Consider the following 26,745-nt stretch of genomic DNA (forward strand, 5'->3'; position numbering starts at 1 on the left):
CGGATCCCGCCCCCGCCGGCTATGAGCGGCTGACGCACTACAGGTACGACAACGACAACCAGTTGATCACCCAGGTGCAGGCGGCGGCGTCGGGGCAGGGTCGGTCGAACGACCTGCTCTCGTCGGATGCGAGTTATAGCTACGGCGAGGTACAGAAGAGCATCTCCTACACCCGCCATGAGCTGGCCAGTATCAGCGGGCAGGTCGTGGGCGCCAACAGCCTCATCTCTGAGGTCCGGTACGTTAACGGCGCGCCGCAGCGCATATACCATACGGGCCTGGACGTGTACGGGCGTGTGGGCACAACCAACCTCTACCGCAACACCGACCCCACCCCGTACAAGACCGTGAACTACGGCTACTCCGCGGACGGCACGAACCGCTGGCTGGTGTATCCCAGCAACATCACCGTCGTGTCCTACGACACTGGTCGAACGGTCAAGCAGTATGGGGACCTGCCCGCCTGGAAAACCAGCAACGGCGTGCAGACCGACTACATCTATGACGAGTACGGGCATGTCGCCCGTGAGTCGGTTCATCGCTCACACGTGTATGCCTGGGAAGGCAGCACGGCCAAAGTGGCTGACCGGCTCCACTGGAAGATGTACAACGGCTTCGGGCAACCCGTGTGGGAAAACCTGTGGGAGTACCAGCCGGAGACGGGGGCCTCGCCGCAGCTGATCAGTCGGCAGTGGCATTACTACAACTCCGGGGAACTGAATGCCTCCTGGGACGGCACGCCCGACAACATGACCGATTACCGGTACGCGGACAGTGGCACCAATCTGGGCCGCGTGACAGAGATTGTCCAGGGCATCGGGAACTGGAACTACTTCGGAATTGCCACGCAGCGCAAGCACACCCGCATTGGGTATGACGCCTACGGTCGGCCCAACAGCACCATCGTGGATGGGCAGTTTGAAACCAAGACGAAGTACGACACGCTCGACCGCCCCGTGGAGGTCAATGAGCCAAACTGGAGCAAGACCACGACGACCCGCTATGGCCTGACTGGTAAACCCTGGGTGGAAAGCCATTACCTGAATGATGGCAAGACGTTCAACATCATTCATCATGTGGATTCATTGGGGCGCGAGTATCAAACCGACACGCCTGATGGCACGGTGCGGACGTACTACGATGCGTTTGACCGGCCCATCAAGATCACGGACAACCGCCTGACGATGAACGGTGGGGACGCGGACCGCAGCACGTACTTGAAGTACGACACGGCCGGCAACCTGATCAAGAAACTCAGCCCCGTGATGACGAGTGCTGCGGGTCAGCCCTACACGGATGCCCGCCGGCCATACGAGTACTACGAGTATGACGTGCTTGACCGGCAGACCGCGAAAGCGAAGCTAATCACGGGCAACGCCATCAGTCCGCTGAACATCGAGTGGCCCAGCAATGCCAATGCCACCTGGGTTCGGACACAATACGACGCGTGGGATCGCCCGACGCTAGTCACCGACCAGGACGGGTACCAGACGAAGCTGACGTACGACAACAGTGACAATGTCGTCACTACCGAGCAACAGGTATGGACGAAGAATGCCGATGCCGAGCCCCAGTACGCTCAGGCGCACCAGGGCTTTGACTGGGTCACGACGCGCATGGCGCATGACGGCAACGCTCGGCCCTTGCAGGCGGTGGATGCCCGTGGGAACAGCAAGCGGACGCAGTACAACATCTTTGGCACCACCGCCGAGATTGACGAGCGGGGCATCACGACCAAGCAGTACACCTACACGCCGGACGGCTTGCAACAAGCGACGCTGGAGCCCGATAACGAGCCAGGCGCCGTGATGGTGACGACCGAGTACCGCGAGTACACCACGCGGCAGTTCCCTGCGCGCATCTACCGCGCGCACATGCACACCCAGGCGGGGCCGGGTGTAGGCGCCGTGACGGATTATGTCTATGATCACGCGGGCCGGCCGGTGAGCACGACCCTGCCGCCGGATGCGAGTGGCACCCGAGCGACGGTCACGCAGAGCTACCACAGCAGCGGGCAGGTCAAGAGCGCGACAGATGCCAACAGCTTCCCGACGCGGATGGAGTACGACTGGGCGGGACGCCTGATTGCTAAGCATGAAGACGCGCGTCCTGGCAACCAGACGGATGCGAACGCGGGGCTCTCAGGTGGCTTGCACAGCACCTATGCCTACGATGCGAGCGGCAACCTGATCAAGAAGGACGAACGTGGGCTGATCACCGAGTACAAGTACAACTCGCTGGGCAAAGTCATTAGTGAAAGCCGGCCCCGCGTGGGGGAAGGCACCGGTACGCAGTGGAAGCTGACCACCTACCGCCTGGACGGCCTGCCGACCGCGAAGACGAGCTACAACTACCAGGGCAACCTGGCGAGCATTCCCGATGTGGTGGACCCATGGGATAGCCGCATTTCGCACAGCACGGGCAACATGACGATGCCGTGGTACTACGCCCGGGGCATTCAGATTGGGGAAGTCTCCTGGGGTGAGGGGCACAGTTGGGAATACACCAAGACCACCTTCGTCAACGGCCTGGGGCAGCAGTATTTCCGCAAGTTCTGGGGCAATGGGGGCATCTACAAGATTCAGCAGTATGCCAACGGGGCCGAGACGGGCTACACCAACTACTGGTCATTCAAAACCTTTGACCAGAATGGCAACGTGACCAGTGCCTGGGATACCCCAACGAACGCCGATAACAATGCGCCGCTGGACGCCAGCCTGAAGCAGAACAGCTTCAGCTACCAGTACAGCCCCAGCAACAAGGAAATCCGTCAGGACCGCGATATCCGCGTCCGCCAGCAGAGCAAGGTCGCGGGCAACAACCTGACGCAGTACCACGGCGGCAATAACGGGGTGTATCTGGCGGCCAGCGTGGCGACCACCACGACGTCGTACACCGAGCGCGACCAGATCGAGAAGAGCACCACCACGGATAATGTGCCCTACTTGAGCGGCAACACGGTTCCGCGTCAGGATGAGCTGGGTCATGTGACCACGCGTCACCAGCGCTACAGCTACTTCTATGACGGCCGCGTCTGGAACAGCTGGTCTGGTGACGGCGTGACCGACCATGGCTATAAGGGCGTCGAAGCGTACGACCAGCGTGGCCGTGAAACCGTCGTGTATGACAGCACGGGGGGGCGCACCAATGGTGCACCGGGCCGGGTGTACACCACCTATAGCACCGATGGCACGGTCATCAACCGGGGTGAGCAGAACGGCGCGGTCACCTTCACGACGACGATGACCCCAACGATTGGGGGGCTGACAGGCACCAGTCAGGGACCGACAGCCACCAGTCCGACCCAGTTCATCTATGGACAGGGCACGAGCGATGCCTTGCAGAAAGACTACGTGGTGTCTGAGGGTGTGGGGGCGGCGAAGGTCCACAACTATGATGCCTACGGCAATAAGACCTCCACTGTCCGTTCAACAGATAGCTACCAGCTCTACGGCGCAAGCTACAACCTGAACGGCGAGATCACCCAGGAAACCAAGCCAGACGCCTGGGGCAACCAGATGACCCAGTGGTACACCCTGGACTCCCGGGGCAACCGCCTGAATGTCAGTGGTGGGGAAGCCCACGGTTACATCAAGCGCTACGACGCCGATGACCGGGTCACCCAGTTCCATAAACTGAATACCGGCAACTACTGCGGCACCTTTGGGGGCTGCGCTGGGGTGGCCAACCGGTACAACGATTTCCGCTATGACCCGTACGGCCAGCAGGTGCTGAGCAGCACCGGGCAGATTGCGGAGCAGACGAACTCTAACTGGTACGACGAGTTCCAGGTCGACCGTGACTTCAACAGTGTGCATGCCGTGCAGGGCCAGGTGCAGATGACGTTGCGCCGGGCGGGGCTGTTCATGCAGGACTGTGGCTGGAACTGGGGCCGGTATTGCCACCAGTTGAACACGTACAACAGCAACGGCACCCAACTGCGCGAAGCTACGTATTCCATGCTCGACGGCTACAACGATGACACGAGCTGGAGTGGCACCCGACCATTTGCCATTGTGCGTATGGTGACGAGTCTGGATGCGCCCACGCAGTCACTGAGCGATACGTTGAAGGTGAACCCACTGGATGTATTGACCCCCAGCCTGCCGAAACTGGCGGACCCGAGCAAGATCGGTGGTGGCGTGACGCCGAAGGATGAACCTGCACCTGTTCAGACCGGCGCGGATCAGGACAAGAAGCAGACGGTGAGTCCTGAGAAACCGGCCAAGCGGACGGAGGCGCCGAAGGATCAGAAGCAGCCTGAAGGAGCCGTGCTGAGCCTGGAAGTGGAGGCCAACTTCAATGATGGCCAGGGCTTCGAGCAGCCTATCTATGCCGTGCAGCCTCAGGAGAGTTTTGGCGAGTTTGCTCAAGCGTTTCTAAGGTGGGCCAAGGATGTGTCCGACAGGAATGCGAAGAATCTTGAATTGAGAGATTTGTCTGTCGGTGAGCACATGGATGCAGTTTCTGAAGAGCTGCAGAAGAAAGCGGTGGAGATTGCCAAATCTTCTGGCTGGGATCCTTCAATCATTCAGGACATCACTACTGTGAGCGATTCTTTCAGGGATTTAGATCCTGCTGACAGAATGCGCATGCAAACTCTACTGACATACAGAATCTTCGATATATCGAAAGGCTCAAACGCTGATGGGTACTCCCCAGCTGTGAATCAGCACTTCTTGACTGAGCAGCTGCCATATATGGCTGACCGAGCTAAGAAGGCTGATAGCATGGCTCCTAGTGCACTTAAAGCAGCCATCTATGACGGGATTGAGGCAAACCTCCTTCTGGAGAAAAGTGGAAAACTAGACGCGGCCACGAAAGTAGAGAATATCCGTGAGCAAAAGACAGGCATGGGCAAGGAAATGACTGTATATGGAGGCGTGGCTGCCTTTATTGGCGAAATGCTTCTTGCAGACATGTGGCGCATGGCTGTCGATAGCATAGATATGAATGCTCCCGCAGGTAGGTTCTCTTCAAAATCAGCCCCTATACCTTCTGGAAGGCAGAATGGTCTCGTTCAGGTGTTGAATGAGGCTGCAGGGACTATCACTTGTGGGACAAGGCGCTTCCGAAACTCGTTCTCAGCGTCAACGCTTGTCCAAACGCTCTCCGGCTTTGTGGCGATTTCTGCTCTGACTATCGGCACGCCAGTGCTGGCGTTCAATGAAAAGACAGGGGAGAATGGGTACTATCCCATCACCGACGTCATCAGTCATGGAACGAAGGACCAAGGGGTCACACACCTGACCCTAAGCGATCCTGACAATGGGCATAAGCTGGAATTCGTCGAAACCACCCCTGGACATCCCTTCTACGTCACGGAGCGCTCTGACGCTCAGCCTCGGCCCAAGCCAGAGGGGCATGAGGAGTTGAGTGAGAAGTGGGTCGGCGCTGGCCACCTCAAGATCGGTGACAAGATCAAGCAAGCGGACGGCACCATTGGCCTGGTCGCCAACGTCATCAACGTCCAGCAGACCCAGGAAATGTTCAATCTCACCGTCAGTGAGGCCCACACCTACTACGTTGGGAAAGACAGCTGGTTGGTGCATAACGCGTCTACAGGGTTCGATTTCAAAGGAGTTACGTCAGGATCCGACGTTTACAACAAAGGCGTCCACTTTAAAGTGGAATCTATGAAAGGTTTTGAACTTCGTGTCAAGCCCACCAACGATCCAACAAGGGTAATTTTTGAAGCTGTTTTTAGTGGTGACAGAGGGACATCTGCGGAAGCCAAAGCAATTCGGATGGCTCAAGGGGCTTTGGCGAACGATCCTGCATTCAGAAGTCAATTGCTGGATGCTTCTCAAAGAGTTGGCAGTGCACTAAATGGCATCGTCGCCTCTGGAGGCAGAAATGCAGCCGCTGCCCAGAAGATTCAAGTCGAAAACCATTTCCTTCAGAAGAGCCTTGGTAAAATTGTTGATCTACTTGGTGGATGCTGATGAAGATACTAACCCTACTACAGGACTCTGGTACCAATTTTCTCGGTGTGTATGTCAGTCGAGAGATGGTAAAACAGGCTACAAACAGCAGGTTTGAGTGTATAAAAATGCGTAAAGGGGTCTATCAGTGTCAAAATGACAATCTTGTACTCTTCTTTCATGATGATATGATAGATACCATCGAGGTAGTATTGGATCGTTTTCAGCTCTCTGAGTTGATTGAGTGGAATGACTTGCCGCTAGATCGGAACGATGTTATGAGTTGGTTAAAGGATAAAGGGGTTAAGTTGGCATCGAAAAAACCTCATATTAGGAATGGCGACAGTATTTTCACTGCTTCTGGAGCCGAACTAAAATTCACTGACGATAGACTTGAGCGAATTCGATTTACATTTGAATAGAAACTGTTCTAACCAACCCCTTATCACCACCGTCACCCCTAGCTCCATCCTCTCCCGCAACTGAATCTCAACTACCAGTCGCTCCACCCTCCCTCCTGGGAAGTGGGGCGGCCTCTGTATTGCGCCTGCTCAAAGCAGAGGCAGAGCAGACAGCAAGCACCAGAGCGTGATCCTCAGTCGTAGCTGCCTCTTTCGCCAGCCTCTGCAACGCCCTCTCCGACACCGCTGGCTGCTCCGGCAATTGGGGCGGCCAGCACTGTAACTCCTGCTTCAGCCAGCCCTGCAGCACCTGCCATAGCCACTCCCATAGATCGGGCGCGCTTTCCCACCATTTGGCCAAGGAGGACCCTCGCGCGAGGAAGGCGGCCTCGTCTCCATCCCGCACGCTGGCTGCCCACTTTTGATACAGCGGTTGGAATAGCTCCTCGTGCTTGAGCTTCCAGTCCGGGTCGATCCGGCTCCTTCACGCAGGGTTGCCGCTCCCCAATCTGTCTATGCGGCTAGCTGCTGGGCGTGCAGCGTGGTTTCAGCTGCTTCCACCTTCTGTGCTCTGTTACCACAGTCATTCGCCCTCACCTACTTTCGTCGCGGCTACTTTCTGCTCTGGCGTCCCCAATTGAGCCTCGTACTTGCCCAGTTGATACCCCTCCACTGCACCGGGTGACCACACCGGCAACAGTTCCGTCATCTTGTCGTGTTTGGTTTCATCCTCACGGCTCATGAGCTTTCTGGCGTGTTCCAGTCTGTTGTTTGTGCACTCCATCAGCAACCTGCGGAAACAGGCTCACCGGAGCTCTCTTGATAGAGGACACGAACTTCAAAGGTGCTGAGGATAAAAAACTGACCCGCACAAGGCGGGTCAGGGAGGAGAGGTTCGGTTTACTTGGCCTGGAAGGTGCTGTCGTAGCTGATGTTCACCTTCAGTCCATTCAACTGACGGGCCTGCGCAGGCAACTTGAGAGTCTCGCCTGTCTTGGTGCAGGTGAACTCATTGACGGTCAGGCCGTCATTGGGGGGCAGTTGCGAGCTGACCAGCTGAAAGAATGGAGAAACGCTGTCCAGAGCCACTGGACCAAAGGCCCGCTCAGCTTCCTTCACCTTGCCATCCAGCAAGAGGCGATACTTCAGGCTGGCGCTGATATCCTCATTGGTCTTGGCATCCAGAACACGCATGGTCCAGGCAACAGTGGTGCACTTCTCCAGCGCACTTTGGGAAACCAGCACTTCAGTGCCAATACCTCCGAACGGGGCCGGTGCGAAGCGGTGGCAGGCAGTGAGAACAGAAAGGGCCAGCAGGGGGAAAACGTATTTCATAGAGAACCTCATTTATTGGGCCCGGATGCCAATGGCACCCTGGAAATTGCTCCAACGGTTGGTAATGTTAATCCAGCCAACGGTGCCAGGGAAACCTTCTTTGGCGTTGTAGCCTCGGTAATCCTGAGCTTGGTCCTTGTACACGAACACATCGGAGTAACCCACGTGCTCGTAGACGCGGTAAGCGTAAGCCGTGGCCATGTGACCTTCGAAGCCGCCCGAGCCGCCAGTGGCATAGAGGAAGGAGACCGCATGCCCATCGTCGTTCATGGTGGTGCGCACGGCGTCACGGATGTTGTAGGTCCAGCTGTTGAAGTTGAAGAAGGTGTTGCTGGTCTGTACGCCAAAGAGGCCGCTGATGCTGAAGCGAATGCCGCCCGCCAGGGTAAAGCCTGGGCCCAGCATTTCGTTGATGACGGTCTGGCCACCAGCGCCAATCCCATTGGGGGTCACCAGAGTGCCGCCCTGAAATTCGCCTGCCCCGAGCACCTTGTCAATCCAGGGCTCTTTGTAGCCAGCGGGAATGCTGTCGGCGTCCACTGGGCGAGTCACCAGTGAATTCATGGCTTTAAGATTGGTGTACACGCTGCCGCCCTGGTACTTGCTTTCTAATGCTGCACGTAGGCGGCTGTTCGAGGCGTCCGTAAGGGCATTGATATTGACAGCGCGAATGAGACTCAGTGGCACGCAACCAATGCGCGCACCATACAGGCGTTGCCACTCATCCTGCCCTGTGGCGATGCCTCCATGAAACGGATTGAAAAGACGCATGCCCCATTGCGCGCCGTCGGGGAAAGTGCGAGGGTGGTCGAAAGGGTTGTCAGTGGCTTGCTGCTGATTGCCAAAGTCGGCATTGTAACGCGCGGTCCAGGCAGGGGAAGCTGCTGCAGGCCCTTCCAGCTGGTCACCAATGCTCATGGCGGCAGGGCCGTCTAGACCCGACCCGGCGACACCAGCGCGGCTGTTGATCCACCCAAACCAGCCCCGAGAGGCGATATCACTTTCTGAACCCTGGGCCTGAACACTGGCCTCTGGGGCCACGCGCAGAGCAGCGGCAACATTCAGGTTGCCGTCCTGAAGAGCCAACGATTTCACGCTCTGGCCGCCGAGCTGTTCCGCACTCTTGGCGACGCGGGCCCAGGTGGCGTGCATACCCGCGACATCTTCAGGGTGGGCGAAATAGTCAGCTTTCAGCTGGGCATATTCCTCACGCTGAGCAGCAATCGTTTTGTCCGGGACCTTCTGGCCCGTAGAGACATCCCAGAATTGGCCAGCCTGATCTTGCAGGTAGATGAGCTGGCTGTGCGGGCTGACCAGGCGGCGAGCGCCTACACGCTTGGACAGGGCCAGCAGCTGGTCACCGTACGCTTTGCGGAATTCAAAGGCGTACAGGTTGCGGTCAATGCTGGCACCCGTTCCGTACAGCTTGTAGTCATCCTGGGCAGTGCTCAGGGCGTCCCAGAAGGTCGCCCCTTTGGCTGTGGTGCTGCTCACGGTCAGGTAATAAAAAGGATTGCCGTCAAAGTCCTCAACCAGCACGCTGTCAAACTGCACACGGTCCGCATTTTGCGGAGTAATGGTCTGTGATTGCATACCAGCGCTTAAAACCAATGCCTGGCTTTGCAGCAGAGGCACCGACTGCTGGGCGGTCTGCAGATTTACGGTGGGTGCCTGGTTCTGCCCGCAAGCATAGAGGGCCAATGTAAGAGGCAATACAAGAAGCGGAATTTTTTTCATTTTCTTTTCCTTACACAAGGTGATGGCGTCACACTGCAAAACGCAGGGTGAAAAAGATTAAAGACGGCGGTTGATGGAAACAACCGGCTACGGCGACGCAGTCATTGCGCGTCGTCGCATGAAGTAGCGTTGAGCCTTCTCATGCGGGGGTCAGTTTATACCGCTTCAAGAAAGCGTCAAGCCAAATTTGACCGGGTAATCCAGAGCGTCTTCTTCGGCTGGAAATGCGCGTTCAGAACGCAGAAAATAAGGAAGCCTACCTCCACAAAAGAGCGGAAACGAGACCAGAGTTATCTTAATTTAGTCTTAATCTTTTGCCGTCTCTTAGTTCGGCGATGAGGCTGACGCGGCCTATCTACACCAATTCCTGTTCCCGTTCACCCCACCCCGTACACTGCCGCTATGTTGAGCGCCCACACCAACCTTCTTCTTTGTTGGGGGCGTTGAGCGCAGCCCAGCGTTCGCGTACGTCGCCCCCGGCCCAGACACAGGTGCCGGGGGTGTTCTTGTTCAGGGGGGAAATATGGGAATGACGATTGCCGAGAAGATTCTGGCCGCCCACAGCGGACACGACCATGTGGTGCCCGGCCAGCTCATTGAGTGCCGCACCGACTGGGTGCTGTGCCACGAGATCACCACCCCCGCCGCCCTGCGCATGCTGGAAGAACGCGGTATGGATCAGGTCTTCAACCCCGACCAGATCGTGGCCGTGCCGGACCACTCCGTGCCCGCTATGAACATCAAGGCCGCCAAGATGTACCAGAAGCTCAAGGGCTGGGTGCAGGAAAAAGGCATCAAGCACTTCTTCGACGTGGGGCGCGGCGGCATTGCCCACGTGGTGCTGGAAAACACGGGGCTGATGAAACCTGGGCAGACCCTGGTCAGTGGCGACAGCCACACCTGCAACGCCGGGGCGCTGGGCGCCTTTGCCACAGGGGTGGGCTCCACCGACCTCGCCGGGGCCATCTATGCAGGCAAGGTTTGGTTCAAGGTGCCCGAAACCATGCTGATCCGCGTGACCGGCCAGACGCAGCCGGGGGTAACCCCCAAGGACATCGTGCTGGAGGTCATCAAGCGCATCGGGGCCGACGGCGCGAACTACATGGCGATGGAGTGGGTCGGCGACTACATCGACGCGCTGGACATGGAGGGCCGCTTCACCCTCACCAACATGGCGATTGAGGCAGGCGGCAAGACCGGCATCGTGGCGGTGGACGACACCACGCGGGCCTACATGGCGGCGCGCGGCGTTACGCCGGACGAGTACACCGAATACCACTCCGACCCGGACGCCACTTACAAGGTGGTGGTGGAGGTGGACGCCAGCGCCGTGGAGCCCACCGTGGCCTACCCGCACATTCCCAGCAACGGGCGCGTGGCCGGCAGCGACCGTATTGCGGTGACGCACGCCTACGTGGGCAGTTGCACCAACGGCCGCATCAGCGACCTGCGCGACGTGGCGCGCATTCTGCGGGGGCGGCGCATTGCCGACGGCGTGCAGATGATCGTGGTGCCGGCCACCCAGGCCATCTGGAAGCAGGCGGCCCAGGAAGGCCTGCTGGAGGTCTTCGTGGACGCGGGCGCCAGCGTGAGCTACCCCAGCTGCGGCGCCTGCCTGGGCATGCACTCCGGGGTGCTGGGGCCGGACGACGTGTGTATCTCTAGCTCCAACCGCAACTTCGTGGGCCGCATGGGAGACCCCTCGGCGCAGATTTACCTCGCCAGCCCTGCCACGGTGGCCGCCAGCGCCATTGCGGGCTTCATCAGTGATCCGCGTGAGTACAACACGGAAGCGGCGGACTGAGATGAGGCGCGCTGTCCGCCCTTCAGGGCCCCACGGTCTAAGCTAACCGCTATGGGAGAAGCCAAACGCCGCAAACAACTGGGCCTGATGCCGTCCGTGCATCCCTTTGAAGCGCAGATGGACGCCGAGGGGACGCTGACCTTCAGCCGGGCGCCCGAAGACGCGGGGCTGCGCCGCCAACTGGAAGCGGCCCTGAAACTGGCCCACCCGTATGGCGAGGCCTGGAACAGTGCCTACCGCACCCGGCTGGTCATGCACGGGGGTGTGGACCGCTTTCTGGACACCGCCGAGGACGTTGAAACCATTCCGGTGCCGGCCTACCGCCGCTTTGTGGGCGAACTGGCTCTGGGCGCGCAGCCCGAGGACCGTGACCTGCGCCTGGAGGGCGGCCGGGTGCGCGTGCGCGAAGAGCAGCACTCCTTTGACGGCGAGAAGTGGCAGGGCTTCCCCAGCAACGCCGACCCGCGCCGGGCCATGCAGTACCTTCTGCAGCACCCAGCCGCCCGCCTGCAGGGCGAGGTGGTGACCACCTTCCGCGCCGAGGTCTGGCGGGAGGGCCGCGTGGACCTGGACCCCGAGCCGCCCGCCGACCTGCTGGAACCCCTGGAGGTGCTGGCCCGCGAGTGGTGCGGCCAGGACGACGCCGAGTGGCTGGACCTGCATAAAGACGCCCTGGACGACGACAGTGCCCAGAGCCCCCAGGCCAAGCGCGTGACCTTTGAGTTGCGCCGCCCCGCACCCCTGCAGTCCCCCATGAGCCTCGCCTTTGCCACCCTGGGCAATGTGGAGGTGACCCCGGCGGCCGGCGGCGCGGGCTACACGCTGGACGGCGAAACCTGGGTCTCCTACGAGGACGGCGAGGCGGTAGAAGACGGCCTGCCACCCGAACTGGCGCAGATTTTCGACCTGGAGACGGTGGCGGTGACCGTGCATGCCGACGGCCGCATTGAATGGGATGAGGGCGAAGTGCCGGAAGAAGATCACGAGCGTCTGCGCACCGAACTGCGCGAGGCCACTGGCGCGGGCGATCCCGCTGCCTGGGCCGCGTGGACCACCGAACTCCTCACCTCCACTTTTGCTGAAGAGCTGCAGGTGCCGGGCGACCAGACCCTGCCTGTACCCGTGGCCGTGCGCCTGGACATTCCCACCGACGCCCTGCGCGACCCCGACCCCCTGGCCCAGACCTTCATGGAGTCCGAGGTGAGTTTTGACGGCGCGGCGTGGCGCGACCTGTACGACGAAGAATTGCCCGAAGAACTGCGCGCCTTCGCCCCCGGAGACGCCTGAGATGACCCTGGGCGGCCTGTTCACCCTGGGCGCCGCCCTGTGGGCCGCCTGGGTGGGCTACGGCCTGTGGCGCTGGCGAGCCGCCCGGGATCAAACCCTGCTGAGCAGCGTGCTGGTGGGCATTCCGGCCGCCCTACTGATCCGCTCCACCCTGGCGGAATCGGGCATGTGGTCCCACCTGCCGGTTCCCTACACGCTGCTTCTCTGGCCGCTGCTGTGGCTGCTGTGCCTGATCGCGGCCATCTTTCTGCGCCGCGAGCGCCCGGCCATGTGGCCGGTGCTGGGCCTGCCCGCCACGGGGCTGCCCACCGCCCTCCTGGCCTTTCTCGACTCTGTTTAAGGAGCTCCCTATGCCCACGGTTCACGTCTTTGGCCGCAACCACATCAACACCGACGAGATCATTCCCGCCCGCCACCTCACCACCGACGTAGAGGCCGAACTGGCCAAATACGCGATGGAGGACTACGACAAGGACTTCGTGGGGCGGGTGCAGCCGGGCGACATCATCGTGGCGGGGGCGGATTTTGGCTGCGGCTCCAGCCGCGAGCATGCGGTGTGGGCCCTGCGCGGCGCGGGGGTGGCGGCCGTGATCGCCCCCAACTTCGCGCGCATCTTTTACCGCAACGCCATCAACAACGGCTTCCTGGCCCTGGAATGCGAGGGGATCGTCGAGGCCTTTCAGGACGGCGACCCGGCCGAACTGGACCTGACGGGCGGCACCGTCACGAACACCCGCACCGGGCAGACGCTGCGCTTTGTGCCGGTCCCCCAGTTCGCCCTGGACGTGCAGAAGGCCGGCGGCTGGCTGGAATACATGAAAGAGGGTGCCGGTCGAAGCGTGTAGCGTTTTTATCCCTTCCCACAGCCCACAACCCACGCCCCACATCCCCCAAAAAGGAGCTTTCCATGCCCAAGATCATCACCCTGCCCGGCGACGGCATTGGCCCCGAAGTGACTGCAGCGGCCGCCCAAGTGCTGCACGAAGTGGCGCCCGACGTGACCACCGAAGAACACGCCATCGGCGGCGGCGCCTTTGAGGCCCACGGCGACCCCTTTCCCCAGCGCACCCGCGACGCCCTGCAGGACGCCGACGCCGTGCTGCTGGGCACCGTGGGCGGCGCGCACGACAGCCCCTGGAACCGCCTGCCCCGGCACCTGCGCCCGGAATCCGGCCTGCTGGCGCTGCGCAAGGCACTGGGGTGCTACGCCAACCTGCGCCCGGTGCGGGTGCAGCCGGGTCTGGAACACCTTTCGCCCCTCAAACCCGAACTGGCGCGGGGGGTGGACATCCTGATCGTGCGCGAGCTGCTGGGCGGCATCTACTTCGACGGGGACCGCCGCATTGAGGGTGATACGGCCTACAACACCATGCGCTACACCACGACGGAAGTGGAGCGGGTGGCCAAGGTGGCCTTCTGGGCCGCCGAGCAGCGCAAGGGCCGCGTGACCAGCGTGGACAAGGCGAACGTGCTGGAGGTCTCCGAGCTGTGGCGGCGCGACGTGCAGGCCCTGCGGGACCGCGAGTACCGCTCCATTCACCTGAACCATGAATACGTGGATTCGGTGGCCATGCTGATCGTGGCCAATCCCAGCCGGTATGACGTGATCGTCACGGAGAACCTGTTCGGAGACATCCTGTCGGATCTGGCCGCCGTGATTCCTGGCAGCCTGGGCCTGATGCCCAGTGCCTCGCTGGGCGACGGCGCCGGGCTGTTCGAGCCCATTCACGGCAGCGCGCCGGATATTGCGGGTCAGGGCATTGCCAACCCGGCCGCCGCCATTCAGAGTGCCGCCATGCTGCTACGCCACAGCCTGAAACGCCCTGACGCCGCCAATCAGGTGGACCGCGCCGTGGCCCTGGCCCTGCGCCAGTACCCCACCCGCGACCTGGGGGGGCAGGCCGACACCCAGACCTTCACCCGCGCGGTCCTGCGCGCCCTGGAAACCTCGCCAGCGGTGGGGTGAGGGGGCGGGAGGCGGGAAGCAGGAAGCGGTGCGCGGGAGAGGGAAGTGGTGAGTGGGAAGTAGGGAGTGGGAACAGCGCAGGAGAAGGCGGCGCGCGTTGTGGTGCTTTTGAAAGTAGAACCTTCTGGGCTGCACCAAGACGCCCTGCCCCTCTACCACCCAGGTCCAGACGAGGCCGTCGTGCCCGAAGGGCGCGGGCCATTGCGCTGGGGCGGAGGATGGCGTCGAGGCCAGACACGTCACTTGGTCGAGCAACCCCAGCCAACCCCAGTAAAAACTCTTGCCCAGCGCAGCGCCGCTCCCCCTGTCACCAGGTTCCAGGCGCGTGAGTCAAACCAGCGGCAACGCGCAGGCCGCCCTGCGCGGCGAAGTCGTCTCCCCTCTGGGGTAGGGGGCTGGGGGGGTGGGGCAAACGTCCGCAGCTTCACCAAACCACCCCCCACCACCGGCCCAAGCCTGGATCCTTCTCCTGCGTCCCACGTAACGGCCCTCCTGTTCCCCAACCCACCCACTCCCCCATCCTGAGCCCATGACTGGCCCCATCACCTTCCCTGCCCCCGGCCGCATTCCCTACCCCGGGGGCTGCGTGCTGGAACCGGCCCCCTACGCGCTGGACTGGCTGCTGCGCTGGTCAGCAGATGTCACAGTAGAGGACCGCGTCTATCCCCAGACCCCGGTGGTCCCGCTGCTCCAGGCCCTCCTGCGCGACCCGGCAGCCCACGGCATCACCCAGGCCGACGCCGAGGACGCGCGGGACCGCTTTCTGGCGCTGGCCGGGCCCGCCCTGGAAGCGGAGGGCGGCTGCACCGAGTGGCTGGCGCGTGAATTGCGGGGCGCGTGAATTGGACAGCACCCCCTGGAACGAACTGGAATGGCGATGCCCACAGCCCCTCATTGCCCTGAGCGCTCCCCGGGGCCAGGATGAGTGACGCGTGGCTGGAGCGCCTGCCGCCGCTGATCCCGCAGCCCGGCGAGACCCGGCGCGCCCTGGTGGCCCGCACCCTGCGCGAAGCGGCGGCGCGCGGCCTGGTGCCCGAGGGCACGCGCCTGCCCGGCCACCGCCGGCTGGCCGAGGCCCTGGGGGTGTCGCGCAACACGCTGGTGGACGCCCTGGACCAGTTGCAGGCTGAAGGCTATGTGCGCGCCCAGGGCCGCAGCGGCACGGTGATTGCCGCGCCGCCCCTGGGGGCCGCCGCGCCGCGCCCGGCGACCCTGCCCCTGAGCCGCTGGGCACAGCGGGCCCTGAGTGGGCAGGTCGAGGAAGCCGGCGGCCCCTTTGCCGTGGATTTCCGTGTGGGCCAGCCGGTTCCCGAGCTGTACCCCGAACGCGCCTGGACCCAGGCCCTGGCCCGGCGCGCCGCCGACCTGCCCGCCCACGAGGACGCCGGCAGCCTGGGGCCGCTGACCACCCGCCGCGCCCTGGCCGCCCACCTGAACGCCGAACGCGGCGCGCAGGTCACGCCCGACATGGTGATGCTTACCGGCGGCACCCAGAGTGCGCTGGACGCCCTGGCCCGCGTGTTCCTGGAACCGGGACGGATCGCCGCCGTGGAAGACCCCACCTATCCGGGCGCGCGCGCGGCGCTGGCCGCCACCGGGGCAGAGGTGGTGCCGGTGCCGGTAGACCCCCACGGGCTGCAACCCGGGGGCCTGCCGGCGCGCGCCACCCTGGCCTACGTGACGCCCGGGTGCCAGTACCCCACGGCCGCGCCCCTGGGGGCCGCGCGGCGCCAGGCCCTGATTGCCTGGGCGCGCGGCGCCGGGGCCTTCATTCTCGAAGACGACTACGCCGCCGACCTGCACCACACCGGGCGCCCGCCTGCCGCGCTGCAGGGGCTGGCCCCCGAACAGGTGATCCTGCTGGGCAGCTTCAGCAAGAGTCTGGCGCCGGTCACCCGCAGCGGCTTTCTGGTGGCTCCGCCCGAGGTGCTGCGCGTGCTGGCCGCCACCCGTCCCCTCACCGACCGCTTTCCGGGGCGCCTGGACGCCCTGGCCCTGGCCGACGTGCTGGGCAGCGGCGCCTACAGCCGTCACCTGCGCCGCGCCCACGAGGTGATTGCCCGGCGCCACGGGGTGCTGCGCGCGGCCCTGGCTGCTGCGTTGCCCGGCTGGCATCCAGCGCCTGCCACGGCGGGCCTGCACCTGTACCTGCCGCTGCCCCCCGGCTGGACCGAGGCCGAGGTGCTCGCCCGCGCGGCCCGCTCTGGGGTGGGCCTCAGCCCGGTGGGGCCCCTGGCCCAGGGGCCTCATCCACCCGCGCTGCTGCTGGGCTTTGCGCATTTGCCGGAGGGGGCGCTGCGCGACGGCGCCGCGCGGCTCGCGGCGGCCCTGGGGGGCGGGCCAGGGCGCGGCTAGCCTGTTGGGGGGGAGCATCTTCACGCGGCGCTCAGACGGGGTACACTCAGGGGAATGCGGTTGCTGATTGCTGCTCTGGCCCTGGTCCTGACGCTGATGTACTTCACGTTCGGCCTGCGCTTCGGCTACGTGACGCTGACGCCCACCTACATGCTCAACGCCACAGGTGAAAGCCGCTACGGCTTTAACGCCTTCGATGACAAGCAGACCCTGGGTGTGCGCGGCGCGTGCCATGTGGACCGGGGCACTGTGACCCTGCGCCTGCTGGACCCCCGGGGCGTGCAGGTGGCCGGCCAGGTGTGCCCCAAGGGCGACTGGGGCCTGAACGTGCTGGCCAACGGCGCGCAGGGCAAATACGAACTGGTCGTGGAATACAGCAAATTCAGCGGCAAGCTGGACATCAAAGAGGCCCGGCAGTAAGGGGCGGGGTTGATGGGTCGTGGCTGAAGAAGAGTTCAGCCGAATTTAGTCGGGCAGGGGAGAGGCGCTTCTGCTGCATGGGTCCAGAATGACGCTGAGCTGAGCATTGCCTCGCGGCGTCGAAACAGACTTCTCGTCAACGGGTTTTGTTGGGCCGGACTGGGCAGAAGGCTATGGGCTCCTGCCTTCCTGCCCATCCTCAACGCCCCGCCACAGCCCTCATCGCTGGACAGGCGCGGACTCCCTCCACCCTCCCGTATACCCCGAATGCACTACCGTGCCGGGCGTGTCTGTGCCTGCCCCGTCTGCTCTCCCCACTGCGCCCCAGGGCAGCACCCGCGAACTGCTGCGCCTGGCGGGGCCGCTGATGCTCTCGAACCTCGCCTACACGGCGGTGGGCTTTACCGACACGCTGCTGATGGGCCGTCTGGGCGTCGTTGAGGTGGGCGCCGTAGGGTTTGCCAGCCTGTGCCTGCTGACGCTGGTGCTGCTGCTGCGCGGCAGTCTGAACACCGCCGCCACCTTTGTGGCCCGGGCGCTGGGCGCGGGCGACCCGGCCGGGGTGCGCCGCTGGGCCAGCGTGTTTCTGTCGTGTGGCCTGCTGGGGGTGCCGCTGGCGCTGGTGGCGCCGTGGTTGCTGGACGCCCTGTTCGCCCTGCTGCGCCCCGACCCAGAGATCGCCGCTGTGGCGCGCACCTACGCGCACATCCGCGCCTGGGAGATTCCGCTGGTGATGCTGGGCAGCGCCGCCCTGTCGGTGATGGTGGGGCTGGGCAACACCCGCACGCCCATGCTGCTGGCGTGGCTGGTGGTGGCCGTGAACGCCGCGCTGGCGGTGCTGTTTGTCTTTGGCCTCGGCTGGGGGGCGGCGGGGGCCGCCTGGGCCGCCGTGCTGGCGGTGGGCCTGCAAAACGCGCTGGCAGTGGTGCTGCTGCGCCGCCTGCATGGCCCGGCCTACGGCCCCTTCCGGCTGGTGCGGCCCACGCGGGACGAGTGGCGCCGCCTGGGCCGGGTCAGCCTGCCGGCCGGCGTGACCGAACTGGCCGAAGTCAGCGCCTTTACGGTCTTTCAGGGCGTGATCTCGCGGCTGGGGCCCACCGAACTGGCGGCGTCGCAGATTGCCAACCAGCTGGCCAGCCTGGGCTTTTTGCCGGCGTTCGCGCTGGCCTCGGCCACGGGGAGCCTGTTGTCGCGGGCGCTGGGGGCGGGCCGCCCGGACATTGCCACCCGCATCGGCTGGCGCGGGGCCGGGGTGGCAGCCGCCCTGATGGGCGTGCTGGGCGCCCTGTTCCTGCTGATTCCCGGGTCCCTGATCGGCCTGTTTAACCGCAGCCCCGAGGTGCTGGCCCTGGGGACCACCGTACTGGCGATCATGGCGGCCTATCAGGTGCTGGACGGCGTGGCGATTGTGCTGGGCGGGGCACTGGGCGGCGCGGGCGACACCCGCTTTCGCCTGCTGGTGACCCTGGCGGGCGCGTGGCTGGTGATGGTGCTGGGCGCGTGGTGGCTGGCCCCCCGCTACGGCGTGGCCGGCGCGTGGGGCTCAGCACTGCTGTTTCTGGTTTTTGCCGCCGGGGCGTATGGCTGGCGGTTTGCCTCGGGCCGCTGGCAGCGATTGAAGGTGTAGAGGAGATGAGGTAGGACGGGGCTCCCCACCCGCTGGACTGAACTGTGCCCTGCGGTGGATTGGCCTCGCATGGGGGCCGGTTCCGCCCTGGGGTGAGTAGGCAGGCCTTCCTGTCGTTCGCCCCACCACGGTTGGGGGTCGCCCGGGGCCACGCGGAGGGCTGCTGTCAGATCTGCTCAGGGCGGTGGTAGGTCAGCCTCCCTCCGTCCCCTCGTTCAAACGCGGCAGCGCCTTAGCGACCTCCGCCAGGCGGCCTTGTGTCCGCGCAAAAGTGGCCACCACCGGTGCGTGGTCGGATGGGCGCTCGTGGTGGCGGGGGGCCGTGTCCACCACGCAGCTCTGGCACTGGGCGGCCAGGGCGGCCGACACCAGAATGTGGTCAATGCGCAGGCCCCAGTTACGCGCCAGGGCCAGGCGGCCGTAGTTCCACCAGCTGAACACGCGCTCGGGCTGGTCGTGCAGCCGGAAGGCGTCGTGCAGGCCCACCGCCAGCAGGGCGCGAAAGGCCGCCCGTTCAGGTTCACTCACCAGCACCTGTCCGGCCCAGCGCGCCGGGCTGTGCACGTCGCGGTCTTCGGGGGCCACGTTGAAATCGCCCATCACAGCCACGCGGTCATGCTCTGCCACCTCGGCCGCCAGCCAGTCGCGCACGGCGGCCAGCCAGTCCAGCTTGTAGGTGTATTTGGGCGAATCCAGGGCCTGTCCGTTGGGCACATACAGGCACACCACCCGCACCCCGCCCGTGGTGGCGGCCAGCACCCGCCGCTGGTCGTCCGCTAGGCCCGGCACGTCCGCCTGCACGTCTTCCAGCGGCTGCCGTGAGAGCAGCGCCACCCCGTTGTAGGTTTTCTGGCCGGAAAAGGCGGCGTGGTAGCCCAGTGCCTCCAGCTCAGCCACCGGAAAAAGTGGGTCTTCCACCTTCGTTTCCTGCAGTGCCAGCACGTCGGGGGCCTGCACCTCCAGCCACGCCAGCACCTGCGGCAGCCGCACCCGCAGCGAGTTGACATTCCAGGTGGCCAGCTTCAGGTGGCCGCTCATCCCAGCAGCCGGCGCAGGCCCCGGCGGGGGGCGGGAAAGCGGGCGGCCTGCACCTGGGCGGCGAACTCTTCCATGGTGTCCTGCAGGGCGCGGGCCTCGCGCAGCAGGGCGGCGGCCACGCCCTGCACCTGACCGTCGCGTTCCTGTTCCCAGTGGCTCAGCACGCGCTCGTTCAGGCGGGCGTGATCGGGGCTGGTCACGTCGCGCGGGGGGCTCAGGCGGTCGCGGGCCGCTTCTAGGTAGGCCACCCGGTCGGCGGCGCGGGCGGCCTCGTGCCAGCCGCCCTGGGCCTTCAGGGCCGCCACGCGGGCGGCCAGCCGTTCGCGTTCCAGCACCGTTCTGGCCCGCTCGCGGCCCTGAATCAGCGCGGCCCCGGCGGCCATGCCCACCAGCGCCAGGGTGAACACCAGCAGCGACCAGTGCTGCGGGGTCTGGGGCCCCTCGGGCGCGGCGCTCAGGTCGGTCAGCTGGCCCTGCTGCGCGGCGTTGGCGGCGATTTCCTGGGTGGTGCGCAGAATGCCGTCCCAGTTCAGGTAGCCTTCCACCCCCAGATACAGCGCCGTGACCAGCACGATCCCGCCGATGTACGCCCCGGGCCGCGCCATACCGGGCGTGCTGGCAGCCAGCTTGGCGCGGTAGGCCAGTTCGTCCACCAGCCACAGCAGCAGCACGCTGAACATCACGCCGGCGGTCAGCGCGATCAGGGTCAGGTACAGGCGCGACTCGGGGTTGAACAGCAGGTTGATGGACACGCCGCTGATCACCCCCACGAAGAATTTGCTGAACACCGCAAAGCCGTTGAACACCCGCTTGGAGGCACTTTTCTGTTCCGGTGGGCGCACAGCGTGGCCCTCGGCGGCCAGACCAGTCACCGCCTGCTGGGTGTAGAAGTCCTCGGCCGTGGCCGTGTCGGGCCGGACCCCCGCGCGGCTCAGGGCCTCAAAGCGTTCGGCGCGCGCCTGCTCAATGGCGGCGGTGGCCTGCTCGTAGGCCCGCTCCACGCCGCTGCTGGCGGCGTTCATGAACGCGAGGTGCTCCTGCTGCCGCGCCCAGCTGGTGCGTACACCCACGCCGGTTTCGGCCAGCACCCGGTTGAGGGTGGTGCGGGCCAGCTCGAAGTTCACCCGGTACTGCTCCACATTCAGGGCCAGCAGCCGCGCCCGCGAATTCAGCGCGGCGCGCGAGGCGTCATCGGGCACCAGTTGCAGTTCGCCGCGCAGGTCTGCCAGCAGGTCGCTGAAGTGCGCAGGGGTCAGCACCGGCATGAAGCCCTCGGCGGCCAGCGGCTCGGGGCGGGGCAGGGCAGGTTCGTAGGTGCGGGGGTCGAACTCGCCCGGGTCGCCCGGGGTCGGCGGGGGTGGGGCCGCCGCTTCGGCTGGGGGCGGCGCCGGGGTCTCCTCGGCAAATTCCAGGTTCACGTCGCCCAGGTCGGGCCCGCTGAGGGTCACGCGCGACAGGGGGCGCATCTCTGGGGGCAGAGGGTGGTCATCTGGGTGGCGGCTCATCGCCGGGCCCCCTTCACCGCGTTGGCAAAGGTGGGGTACACGTTCGAGAGGTCGTAGGCGCCTGCCAGCAGCAGCCGCTTGTCCCGCGCCGGGCTCCCCAGCGCCTTCACGAACGCGTCGCGGATAGAGGCGCCGCCCGTGCCCGGCTCTGGGCTGAGGCCCGCCACGAACAGGGCGCGCGTTTCGGTCCTCTTCAGCAGCCCGCTGACCGTACTGCCCAACGCGGCGCGCTTCGGATCGTCCAGCAGGGCGCCGTCGGTGAACAGCACCACCACGTCGCCTACCCCGGCCGTCTGGGCACTGCGCTTGGCGGCGTGGGCCAGCCCGGCGGTGATGGCGCTGCCCTTGCCGGTGCAGGGCTTGGTCAGCGCCGCCGTGTAGCGCAGGATGTCCGCGCGGGCCATGCGGGCGCCGTTTCTGGAATTGAACTGGAAATCGGCCACCGTCTGCACGCCTTCGCAGATGCGCAGCAGGGTCAGGGTGTCGCCGGAGCGCAGCTGGTTAAGCAGCACGCTCTGCGAGAGCAGCCGGGCCTGCTCGGCGTACTTGTAGGCGGGGTTCTTGCTGGATCCGGTCATGTCCACCGCCACGGTCAGGTGCAGCGGCGGCGTGGAGAGGCCCAGCAAGCTGGAGGCACTGGCGGGCGCGGGCAAAAGCAGGGGGAGCAGGGCAAGTGGCAACATGGTCAACCTCGAAAAAGGGCGCTCAGGGCGCGCCCGGGGGCGCGGGATTGCGGGGCTTGAGGCCAGCGAGCGGCACAGCGGCGCCGCCTACCCGGGTGACGCCGGGCGGCGGGCTCAGTGACTGGCGGTCGTGGGGAAGGTCACGCAGCAGGGCCACCTCGCGGCAGGCAGTCTGCTGGCGGTACAGGGCCACGGGCACGCTACGCTCGCCTGCTGGATCGCCCAGCCACACGGCCATGGCGTACTGCGGGGTCACGGCGGCGCACCACGTGTCGTTCACGTCGTCGGTGGTGCCGCTCTTGGCGCCCAGGGGCACGGCGCGGCCGGTCAGGCGCTGGGCCAGCGTGGCGCGCAGGAACGGCACATGCGAGGCGCGGTCGTTCACGGCGCCGGTCAGCAGGTCAAAGGTCTGGTAGGCCACCACCTCGTCCCACAGCGGGGCGCACTCGGCGCGGGGCAGCGGAAGGGGCCGCCCGGCGCGGTCATAGGCTTCGGCCAGCAGGTGCGGCGGGCACAGCTGCCCCCCCCCGGCGAAGCTGGCGTAGGCGGCGGCCACGGTCAGCGGCGCGGCCCGGAAGGTGCCCAGGGCCGGGCTGGAACGGTTTTCGGGGTCCGGGCGATAGCCCAGGCCCAGCAGCAGCCGGCGCAGGCCTTCCTCGCGCGGGGTGCCCACCTGTACGGCCACGGTGTTCAGGGAGCGGGCGTTGGCCTCGCGCAGCGTGACCGCGCGCTCCAGAAAGGTGCCGCTGCTGTTGCGCACGGCCTGCCCGGCGTAACGGGTGGGCCGGTCTGGGAAGGTGCTTAGCTGGGTCAGGCCGTCGCCAAAGGCCTGCGCGTACAGCAGCGGCTTGACCGTGCTGGCCACCGGCCGCTGCGCCGAGACCGCCCACTGCCGCCCCGGGTCGCTGCTTTGCAGGCCGCCCGTGCTACTGGCCAGTGCCACAATGCCGCCCCCGCGCACGTCCACAATTGCGGCGCCCTCGGCCACGCTGCCCTGGCGTGCGTCGCCGGTCAGGCGCGCGACCAGCGCGGCCTGGGCGCGGGCGTCCAGGGTGAGTACCACGCGGCCCACCCGGCGCGGGTCCAGACCGCCCGCGCGCAGTTCGCGCCGCACCAGCGCCTGCAGGGCCCAGGCGGGTTCGGGGGTCTGGTCGTAGGCGGGGTTGCGCCGGGCCGACACCACGCGCAGGTCCGGGCCGCTGCCCGCGTAGGTCACCTGCCACAGCCGGGGCTGCAGCGGCGTGCCCACAGCGGCGCGGTAGGCGTCTTCGCCAATCAGGCCGCGCCCGCGTAGGATATTCAGGGTCAGCAGCTGCTGGCGGCGCATCCAGCGGAAGCGGGCCGCTGCCGTTTCGGGCGGGGTGTCCTCGGCCACCAGATAGCGGCCCGGCGCGGGCAGCAGCCCCACCAAAAAGGCACTCTGGGCCAGCGTGAGGTCCGCCGGTTCCACCCCGAACACCGCCTGCGAGGCGTCATAGATGCCCTTGCGTTGCCCAATGCCAATCCAGGGCAGGCTGTTCACGCTCATGGCCAGCACCTCGCGCCGCCCGTAGCGCCACGTGACCAGCGGGGCCAGCACGAACTCAGTGGCCTTGCGCCGCAGGGTCAGCCAGGGGCCACGCCGCCCGGTGTCGTAATCGAAGTGCCCGGCCAGCACGCTGTTTTTCAGCAGCTGCATGGTGATGGTGCTGCCGCCCGCGCCGGTCAGCAGGGCGCGCGGCAGCCGCCCCAGGTCCACGCCCGCGTGCGAGAAGAAGCGCACGTCCTCCTTGGCCACGTAGGCCAGCAGAAAGGCGGGGGAGACACCGCTCAGAGGCACGCTCAGCGATTCACGGCAGGGCACCGCGTTGCTGACGTTGCCTTCCTGGCAGTGGTCAATCACCCCCAGCGGATCGCCCCGACGGTCCTGCACCTCAATGGGTTGCAGCTCCGAGCGCAGGTTCCAGACCCGCCCCAGGGCCCCGGTGCTGACGGCCCCGCTCAGGCCCAGCGCCAGGGTGCCCAGTGTCAGCACGCCCAGCCCGGCCAGCCCCGCGCGCAGGATGCGGCCCAGGGTCCAGGGTTCGGGGCGCCGCACGAAGGGTGTGCGCGGCCAGGGATTGCGCCAGCGGCGCCAGAGCGTGCGGATCACTCAGCGCACCACGTCCAGCACGCCCGCCGCCGCCGAGCGAAACTGCCAGTCGCGCGCCACCTGATTCCACAGCCCCGATAGGCCCACCAGCAGCACCAACAGGGCGCCCAGCCCCGCCAGGGCCGTGACCGCACCCGCCCACGTGGAGCCAGGGCGCGCCCCTGGCCGCCGGGCCGCGCGTTCGGGGCGCGGCCGGGGCGCAGGCGGCAGCGGGCCAGAGGGCAGACCCGACGAATAGGGCCGGGGTTTGCGCACGAAACTCATGGTGGCAGCATAGAGGGACGGCATGAGGCCTGCATCCCACCTTGGGAGGAGTGGACGGACATTCAAGTGCCCAGCTCTGTGCGCGCGCTGACGGCCCGCTGCGCCGCCCCCGCCTACCCTGGGGCCCAGGAGGTGCCCCCCGTGGAGATCGGTGAGCAGGTGCGCCCAGCCAGCCGGGCCGAGTGGCGGCGCTGGCTGGAGGCCCACCACGCCAGCGCAAAGGAGATCTGGTTGGTCACGGGCCGGACCGCGCGCGCCGTGTCGTATCTGGAGGCTGTGGAAGAAGCGCTGTGCTTCGGCTGGATTGACGGTATTGCCAAGCGCCTGGATGAGGCGCAGCTGGCCCAGCGCTTTACCCCACGCCGCAAGGGCAGCCACTGGACCGAACTGAACAAGGCGCGCGCCCGCCGCCTGATTGATCAGGGCCGCATGACCGAAGCGGGCCGGGCGGCGTTGCCCGACCTGACCGTGCGCCCGGTGGAGCTGGCCCCCGACCTTCAGGCCGCGCTGGAAGCTGACCCCGTGGTGTGGCGGCACTATCAGGCGTTTTCCGAGCACTACCGCCGCATTCGCATTGGTTATATCGAGGAGATGCGGGGTCGGCCCGCCGAGTTTCAAAAGCGCCTGGGCCATTTTGTGGCCAAGACAAGGCAGAACAAGCCGTTTGGGGTGATGGAGTGAAGCCAGGAGCGTCGGCGCCCGGGCCTCTGGGCCCTAGACTCTGGGCCATGACCCTTGCCACGGCCTCCCTGCCCACCCGCGACGATCTGCGCGCCCAATTTCCGCCCCTGGCGCACGGCCGCGCCTACCTGGACAACGCGGCGGGCGGCCTGCTGCCCGCACGGTCCATTGCCGCTGTCACCGAGCACCTCACCCGTTACGGGGCCACCAACGCCATGCCGGGGCACCAGCCGGGGCGTGAGATTCTGGCCCTGAAAACCCGCGCCCGCGAGGCCACCGCCCTGTTCCTGAACGCCGCCCCCGAGGACGTGGCCCTGGCCCAGAGCGCCACCGCCCTGACCTTCCGGTTGGCGGTGGCCCTGGCCCGGCTGTGGGGTCCCGGCGACGAGGTGATTCTCAGCGGGCTGGAGCATGAATCGAACGCCAGCCCCTGGCGTGAACTGCAGCGGGTGGGGGTGACCGTCAAGGTCTGGCATGCCCGGCAGCCCGACATGACGCTGCACCCCGAGGACCTCGCAGCCCTGCTCTCGCCGCGTACCCGGCTGGTGGCGGTCACGGCCGGCAGCAACGCCCTGGGCGTGACCCCGGACCTGGGCGCCATCACCGCCCTGGCGCGCGCCGCCGGGGCCTGGACGATGGTGGACGCTGTGCACGCCGCCCCGCACGCCTTTCCCGATGTGCAGACGCTGGGCGCCGACTTCCTGACCTTCAGCCCCTACAAGGTCTGGGCGCCGCACCTGGGCGCGCTGTGGATTCGCCCTGAGCTGAGGGCCACCCTGCCCTGGTCGCGCCTGGACTTTGTGCCGGCCGGCGACATCACGGGCCTGGAACACGGCACGCCGCAGTTCGAGCTGCTGGCCGGCTGGCTGGGCACCCTGGACTACCTGCGCGAGCTGGGCGGCTACGCGGAGCTGACCCGCGCCGCCCTGGACAGTGCCTCGGCGCGGATTCAGGCCCTGGAAGCCCCGGTGATGGCCCGGCTGCTGCGCGGCCTGCTGGCCCATGACCGCGTGACGGTCTACGGTCCCCAGGGGCTGGCGGGCCGGGTGGGCACTGTGGCCTTCCGCTTAAGCGGTGAAACCCCCGAACAGACCGCGTGGCGCCTCAGCGAACGCGGCGTGGACGTGGCTGCTGGGCACTTCTACGCCGTGCAGCCGCTGAAAGATCTGGGCCTGTACCCCGAAGGTGTGGTGCGTGCCAGTATCGCCCATTACACCAGCGAGGCCGAGATTGAGCGCCTGCTGACCGCGCTGGAGTGAGAAGAATTCTGGCAATGGTGCGAACAGTTTCGGAATTCTATGCGGAGCTGGTCGACAAACACGCTGTTTTCCCCCCTTCCCCTTTGTCGAACCTGAAAACGATTCGCACCATTGTGTAGGGCGATTGGTCTGGCGTCCCGGGAATGAAGCCCGGCATGGTTCTGGAGTGAACGACGTCCGTCTGGCACGAGGGAGAGCCGCCTTCTTTACGAAAATGAAGTAAAGATTGGACATTACGCATTGGGAAGCCAGTGGAAGTACGTCGTGCGCGAAACCAGAGCTTCTTGGGTCATCAGCCAAGCACATCGCTCGTCAACGGCCGCGAGCA

At 65.6% G+C, this 26,745-nt stretch carries 21 protein-coding genes; 13 read left to right on the forward strand and 8 right to left on the reverse strand.

All coding sequences use genetic code 11. From position 1 onward, the window contains the following. Positions 1 to 62 precede the first annotated feature (62 nt). On the forward strand, positions 63 to 5,945 hold the full coding sequence (locus KMW22_RS18130) for a polymorphic toxin-type HINT domain-containing protein (protein WP_221091437.1): 5,883 nt from the start codon (positions 63 to 65) through the stop codon (positions 5,943 to 5,945). After that, the gene (locus KMW22_RS18135; protein ID WP_221091438.1) at positions 5,945 to 6,346 is read left to right on the forward strand and encodes a hypothetical protein; all 402 of its coding nucleotides are present in this window, start codon (positions 5,945 to 5,947) and stop codon (positions 6,344 to 6,346) included. The genes KMW22_RS18130 and KMW22_RS18135 overlap by 1 nt, the downstream gene beginning before the upstream one ends. A gap of 562 nt (positions 6,347 to 6,908) precedes the next feature. Here the strand turns inward: KMW22_RS18135 and KMW22_RS18140 are convergent. The 3 genes from KMW22_RS18140 to KMW22_RS18150 all read right to left on the reverse strand — a co-directional run bounded on the left by KMW22_RS18140 (position 6,909) and on the right by KMW22_RS18150 (position 9,397). Then, positions 6,909 to 7,067, reverse strand: a complete 159-nt coding sequence (locus KMW22_RS18140; RefSeq protein ID WP_221091439.1) for a hypothetical protein — start codon at positions 7,065 to 7,067, stop codon at positions 6,909 to 6,911. 158 nt (positions 7,068 to 7,225) lie between these two features. Further along, a complete protein-coding gene (locus KMW22_RS18145; RefSeq protein ID WP_221091440.1) occupies positions 7,226 to 7,660 on the reverse strand; it encodes a hypothetical protein in 435 nt (144 codons plus the stop codon). Positions 7,661 to 7,672: 12 nt separating this feature from the next. Beyond that, complete coding sequence (locus tag KMW22_RS18150) at positions 7,673 to 9,397, reverse strand: hypothetical protein (RefSeq protein WP_221091441.1); 1,725 nt, start codon at positions 9,395 to 9,397, stop codon at positions 7,673 to 7,675. A gap of 523 nt (positions 9,398 to 9,920) precedes the next feature. On the opposite strand from KMW22_RS18150, the gene KMW22_RS18155 reads away from it, so the two are divergent. The 9 genes from KMW22_RS18155 (at position 9,921) to KMW22_RS18195 (ending at position 18,856) form a co-directional block, all read left to right on the forward strand. Continuing rightward, on the forward strand, positions 9,921 to 11,201 hold the full coding sequence (locus KMW22_RS18155) for a 3-isopropylmalate dehydratase large subunit (RefSeq protein WP_221091442.1): 1,281 nt from the start codon (positions 9,921 to 9,923) through the stop codon (positions 11,199 to 11,201). A 51-nt stretch (positions 11,202 to 11,252) separates the two neighbouring features. Next, positions 11,253 to 12,488: a hypothetical protein gene (locus KMW22_RS18160; RefSeq protein ID WP_221091443.1), complete on the forward strand. Its 1,236-nt coding sequence runs from the start codon at positions 11,253 to 11,255 to the stop codon at positions 12,486 to 12,488. A gap of 1 nt (position 12,489) precedes the next feature. Further along, positions 12,490 to 12,828: a hypothetical protein gene (locus tag KMW22_RS18165; protein WP_221091444.1), complete on the forward strand. Its 339-nt coding sequence runs from the start codon at positions 12,490 to 12,492 to the stop codon at positions 12,826 to 12,828. Between the two features lie 10 nt (positions 12,829 to 12,838). Next, complete coding sequence (locus KMW22_RS18170; RefSeq protein WP_221091445.1) at positions 12,839 to 13,333, forward strand: 3-isopropylmalate dehydratase small subunit; 495 nt, start codon at positions 12,839 to 12,841, stop codon at positions 13,331 to 13,333. Positions 13,334 to 13,395: 62 nt separating this feature from the next. Further along, positions 13,396 to 14,454, forward strand: coding sequence for a 3-isopropylmalate dehydrogenase (gene leuB, locus KMW22_RS18175; protein ID WP_221091446.1), 1,059 nt, complete (start codon positions 13,396 to 13,398; stop codon positions 14,452 to 14,454). 529 nt (positions 14,455 to 14,983) lie between these two features. Continuing rightward, positions 14,984 to 15,295 carry a hypothetical protein gene (locus KMW22_RS18180; protein WP_221091447.1) on the forward strand — a complete coding sequence of 104 codons (312 nt, stop codon included), beginning with the start codon at positions 14,984 to 14,986 and terminating at the stop codon, positions 15,293 to 15,295. Between the two features lie 80 nt (positions 15,296 to 15,375). After that, positions 15,376 to 16,809 (forward strand): MocR-like pyridoxine biosynthesis transcription factor PdxR, encoded by a 1,434-nt coding sequence (pdxR, locus tag KMW22_RS18185; RefSeq protein ID WP_221091448.1) that lies wholly within the window; start codon positions 15,376 to 15,378, stop codon positions 16,807 to 16,809. Positions 16,810 to 16,863: 54 nt separating this feature from the next. Beyond that, entirely contained in the window at positions 16,864 to 17,229 is a 366-nt protein-coding gene (locus KMW22_RS18190; RefSeq protein ID WP_221091449.1) for a hypothetical protein, read from the forward strand. A 286-nt stretch (positions 17,230 to 17,515) separates the two neighbouring features. Continuing rightward, positions 17,516 to 18,856, forward strand: coding sequence for an MATE family efflux transporter (locus tag KMW22_RS18195; protein ID WP_328774757.1), 1,341 nt, complete (start codon positions 17,516 to 17,518; stop codon positions 18,854 to 18,856). Between the two features lie 192 nt (positions 18,857 to 19,048). Here the strand turns inward: KMW22_RS18195 and xth are convergent, their stop codons facing one another. From xth to KMW22_RS18220, 5 genes are read right to left on the reverse strand one after another with little or no spacing between them, the layout of a single operon-like run. Next, the gene (gene xth / locus KMW22_RS18200) at positions 19,049 to 19,894 is read right to left on the reverse strand and encodes an exodeoxyribonuclease III (RefSeq protein ID WP_235693123.1); all 846 of its coding nucleotides are present in this window, start codon (positions 19,892 to 19,894) and stop codon (positions 19,049 to 19,051) included. After that, positions 19,891 to 21,399 (reverse strand): hypothetical protein, encoded by a 1,509-nt coding sequence (locus tag KMW22_RS18205; RefSeq protein ID WP_235693124.1) that lies wholly within the window; start codon positions 21,397 to 21,399, stop codon positions 19,891 to 19,893. The genes xth and KMW22_RS18205 overlap by 4 nt, the downstream gene beginning before the upstream one ends. Next, positions 21,396 to 22,082, reverse strand: coding sequence for a vWA domain-containing protein (locus KMW22_RS18210; RefSeq protein ID WP_221091451.1), 687 nt, complete (start codon positions 22,080 to 22,082; stop codon positions 21,396 to 21,398). Before KMW22_RS18210 ends, KMW22_RS18205 begins: the two co-directional genes overlap by 4 nt. Positions 22,083 to 22,104: 22 nt before the next feature. After that, complete coding sequence (locus KMW22_RS18215) at positions 22,105 to 24,213, reverse strand: transglycosylase domain-containing protein (protein ID WP_328774758.1); 2,109 nt, start codon at positions 24,211 to 24,213, stop codon at positions 22,105 to 22,107. Next, on the reverse strand, positions 24,214 to 24,477 hold the full coding sequence (locus tag KMW22_RS18220) for a hypothetical protein (protein ID WP_221091452.1): 264 nt from the start codon (positions 24,475 to 24,477) through the stop codon (positions 24,214 to 24,216). Positions 24,478 to 24,543: 66 nt separating this feature from the next. Between KMW22_RS18220 and KMW22_RS19695 the strand changes: the two genes are divergently transcribed. Both KMW22_RS19695 and KMW22_RS18230 read left to right on the forward strand, forming a co-directional pair. Continuing rightward, positions 24,544 to 25,158, forward strand: a complete 615-nt coding sequence (locus tag KMW22_RS19695; protein ID WP_221091453.1) for a YdeI/OmpD-associated family protein — start codon at positions 24,544 to 24,546, stop codon at positions 25,156 to 25,158. Between the two features lie 47 nt (positions 25,159 to 25,205). Then, complete coding sequence (locus tag KMW22_RS18230; protein WP_221091454.1) at positions 25,206 to 26,417, forward strand: cysteine desulfurase-like protein; 1,212 nt, start codon at positions 25,206 to 25,208, stop codon at positions 26,415 to 26,417. Positions 26,418 to 26,745 lie beyond the last annotated feature (328 nt).

Source organism: Deinococcus aquaedulcis (assembly GCF_019693445.1).
Lineage (GTDB): Bacteria > Deinococcota > Deinococci > Deinococcales > Deinococcaceae > Deinococcus > Deinococcus aquaedulcis.

What these genes read in the sequence shown, in the direction of transcription:
- KMW22_RS18135 (WP_221091438.1), top strand. Translation starts at nt 5,945, where the DNA reads ATGAAGATACTAACCCTACTACAGGACTCTGGTACCAATTTTCTCGGT.
- KMW22_RS18140 (WP_221091439.1), bottom strand. Translation starts at nt 7,067, where the DNA reads ATGAGCCGTGAGGATGAAACCAAACACGACAAGATGACGGAACTGTTG.
- KMW22_RS18145 (WP_221091440.1), bottom strand. Translation starts at nt 7,660, where the DNA reads ATGAAATACGTTTTCCCCCTGCTGGCCCTTTCTGTTCTCACTGCCTGC.
- KMW22_RS18150 (WP_221091441.1), bottom strand. Translation starts at nt 9,397, where the DNA reads ATGAAAAAAATTCCGCTTCTTGTATTGCCTCTTACATTGGCCCTCTAT.
- KMW22_RS18155 (WP_221091442.1), top strand. Translation starts at nt 9,921, where the DNA reads ATGGGAATGACGATTGCCGAGAAGATTCTGGCCGCCCACAGCGGACAC.
- KMW22_RS18160 (WP_221091443.1), top strand. Translation starts at nt 11,253, where the DNA reads ATGGGAGAAGCCAAACGCCGCAAACAACTGGGCCTGATGCCGTCCGTG.
- KMW22_RS18165 (WP_221091444.1), top strand. Translation starts at nt 12,490, where the DNA reads ATGACCCTGGGCGGCCTGTTCACCCTGGGCGCCGCCCTGTGGGCCGCC.
- KMW22_RS18170 (WP_221091445.1), top strand. Translation starts at nt 12,839, where the DNA reads ATGCCCACGGTTCACGTCTTTGGCCGCAACCACATCAACACCGACGAG.
- leuB (WP_221091446.1), top strand. Translation starts at nt 13,396, where the DNA reads ATGCCCAAGATCATCACCCTGCCCGGCGACGGCATTGGCCCCGAAGTG.
- KMW22_RS18180 (WP_221091447.1), top strand. Translation starts at nt 14,984, where the DNA reads ATGACTGGCCCCATCACCTTCCCTGCCCCCGGCCGCATTCCCTACCCC.
- pdxR (WP_221091448.1), top strand. Translation starts at nt 15,376, where the DNA reads ATGAGTGACGCGTGGCTGGAGCGCCTGCCGCCGCTGATCCCGCAGCCC.
- KMW22_RS18190 (WP_221091449.1), top strand. Translation starts at nt 16,864, where the DNA reads ATGCGGTTGCTGATTGCTGCTCTGGCCCTGGTCCTGACGCTGATGTAC.
- xth (WP_235693123.1), bottom strand. Translation starts at nt 19,894, where the DNA reads ATGAGCGGCCACCTGAAGCTGGCCACCTGGAATGTCAACTCGCTGCGG.
- KMW22_RS18205 (WP_235693124.1), bottom strand. Translation starts at nt 21,399, where the DNA reads ATGAGCCGCCACCCAGATGACCACCCTCTGCCCCCAGAGATGCGCCCC.
- KMW22_RS18210 (WP_221091451.1), bottom strand. Translation starts at nt 22,082, where the DNA reads ATGTTGCCACTTGCCCTGCTCCCCCTGCTTTTGCCCGCGCCCGCCAGT.
- KMW22_RS18220 (WP_221091452.1), bottom strand. Translation starts at nt 24,477, where the DNA reads ATGAGTTTCGTGCGCAAACCCCGGCCCTATTCGTCGGGTCTGCCCTCT.
- KMW22_RS18230 (WP_221091454.1), top strand. Translation starts at nt 25,206, where the DNA reads ATGACCCTTGCCACGGCCTCCCTGCCCACCCGCGACGATCTGCGCGCC.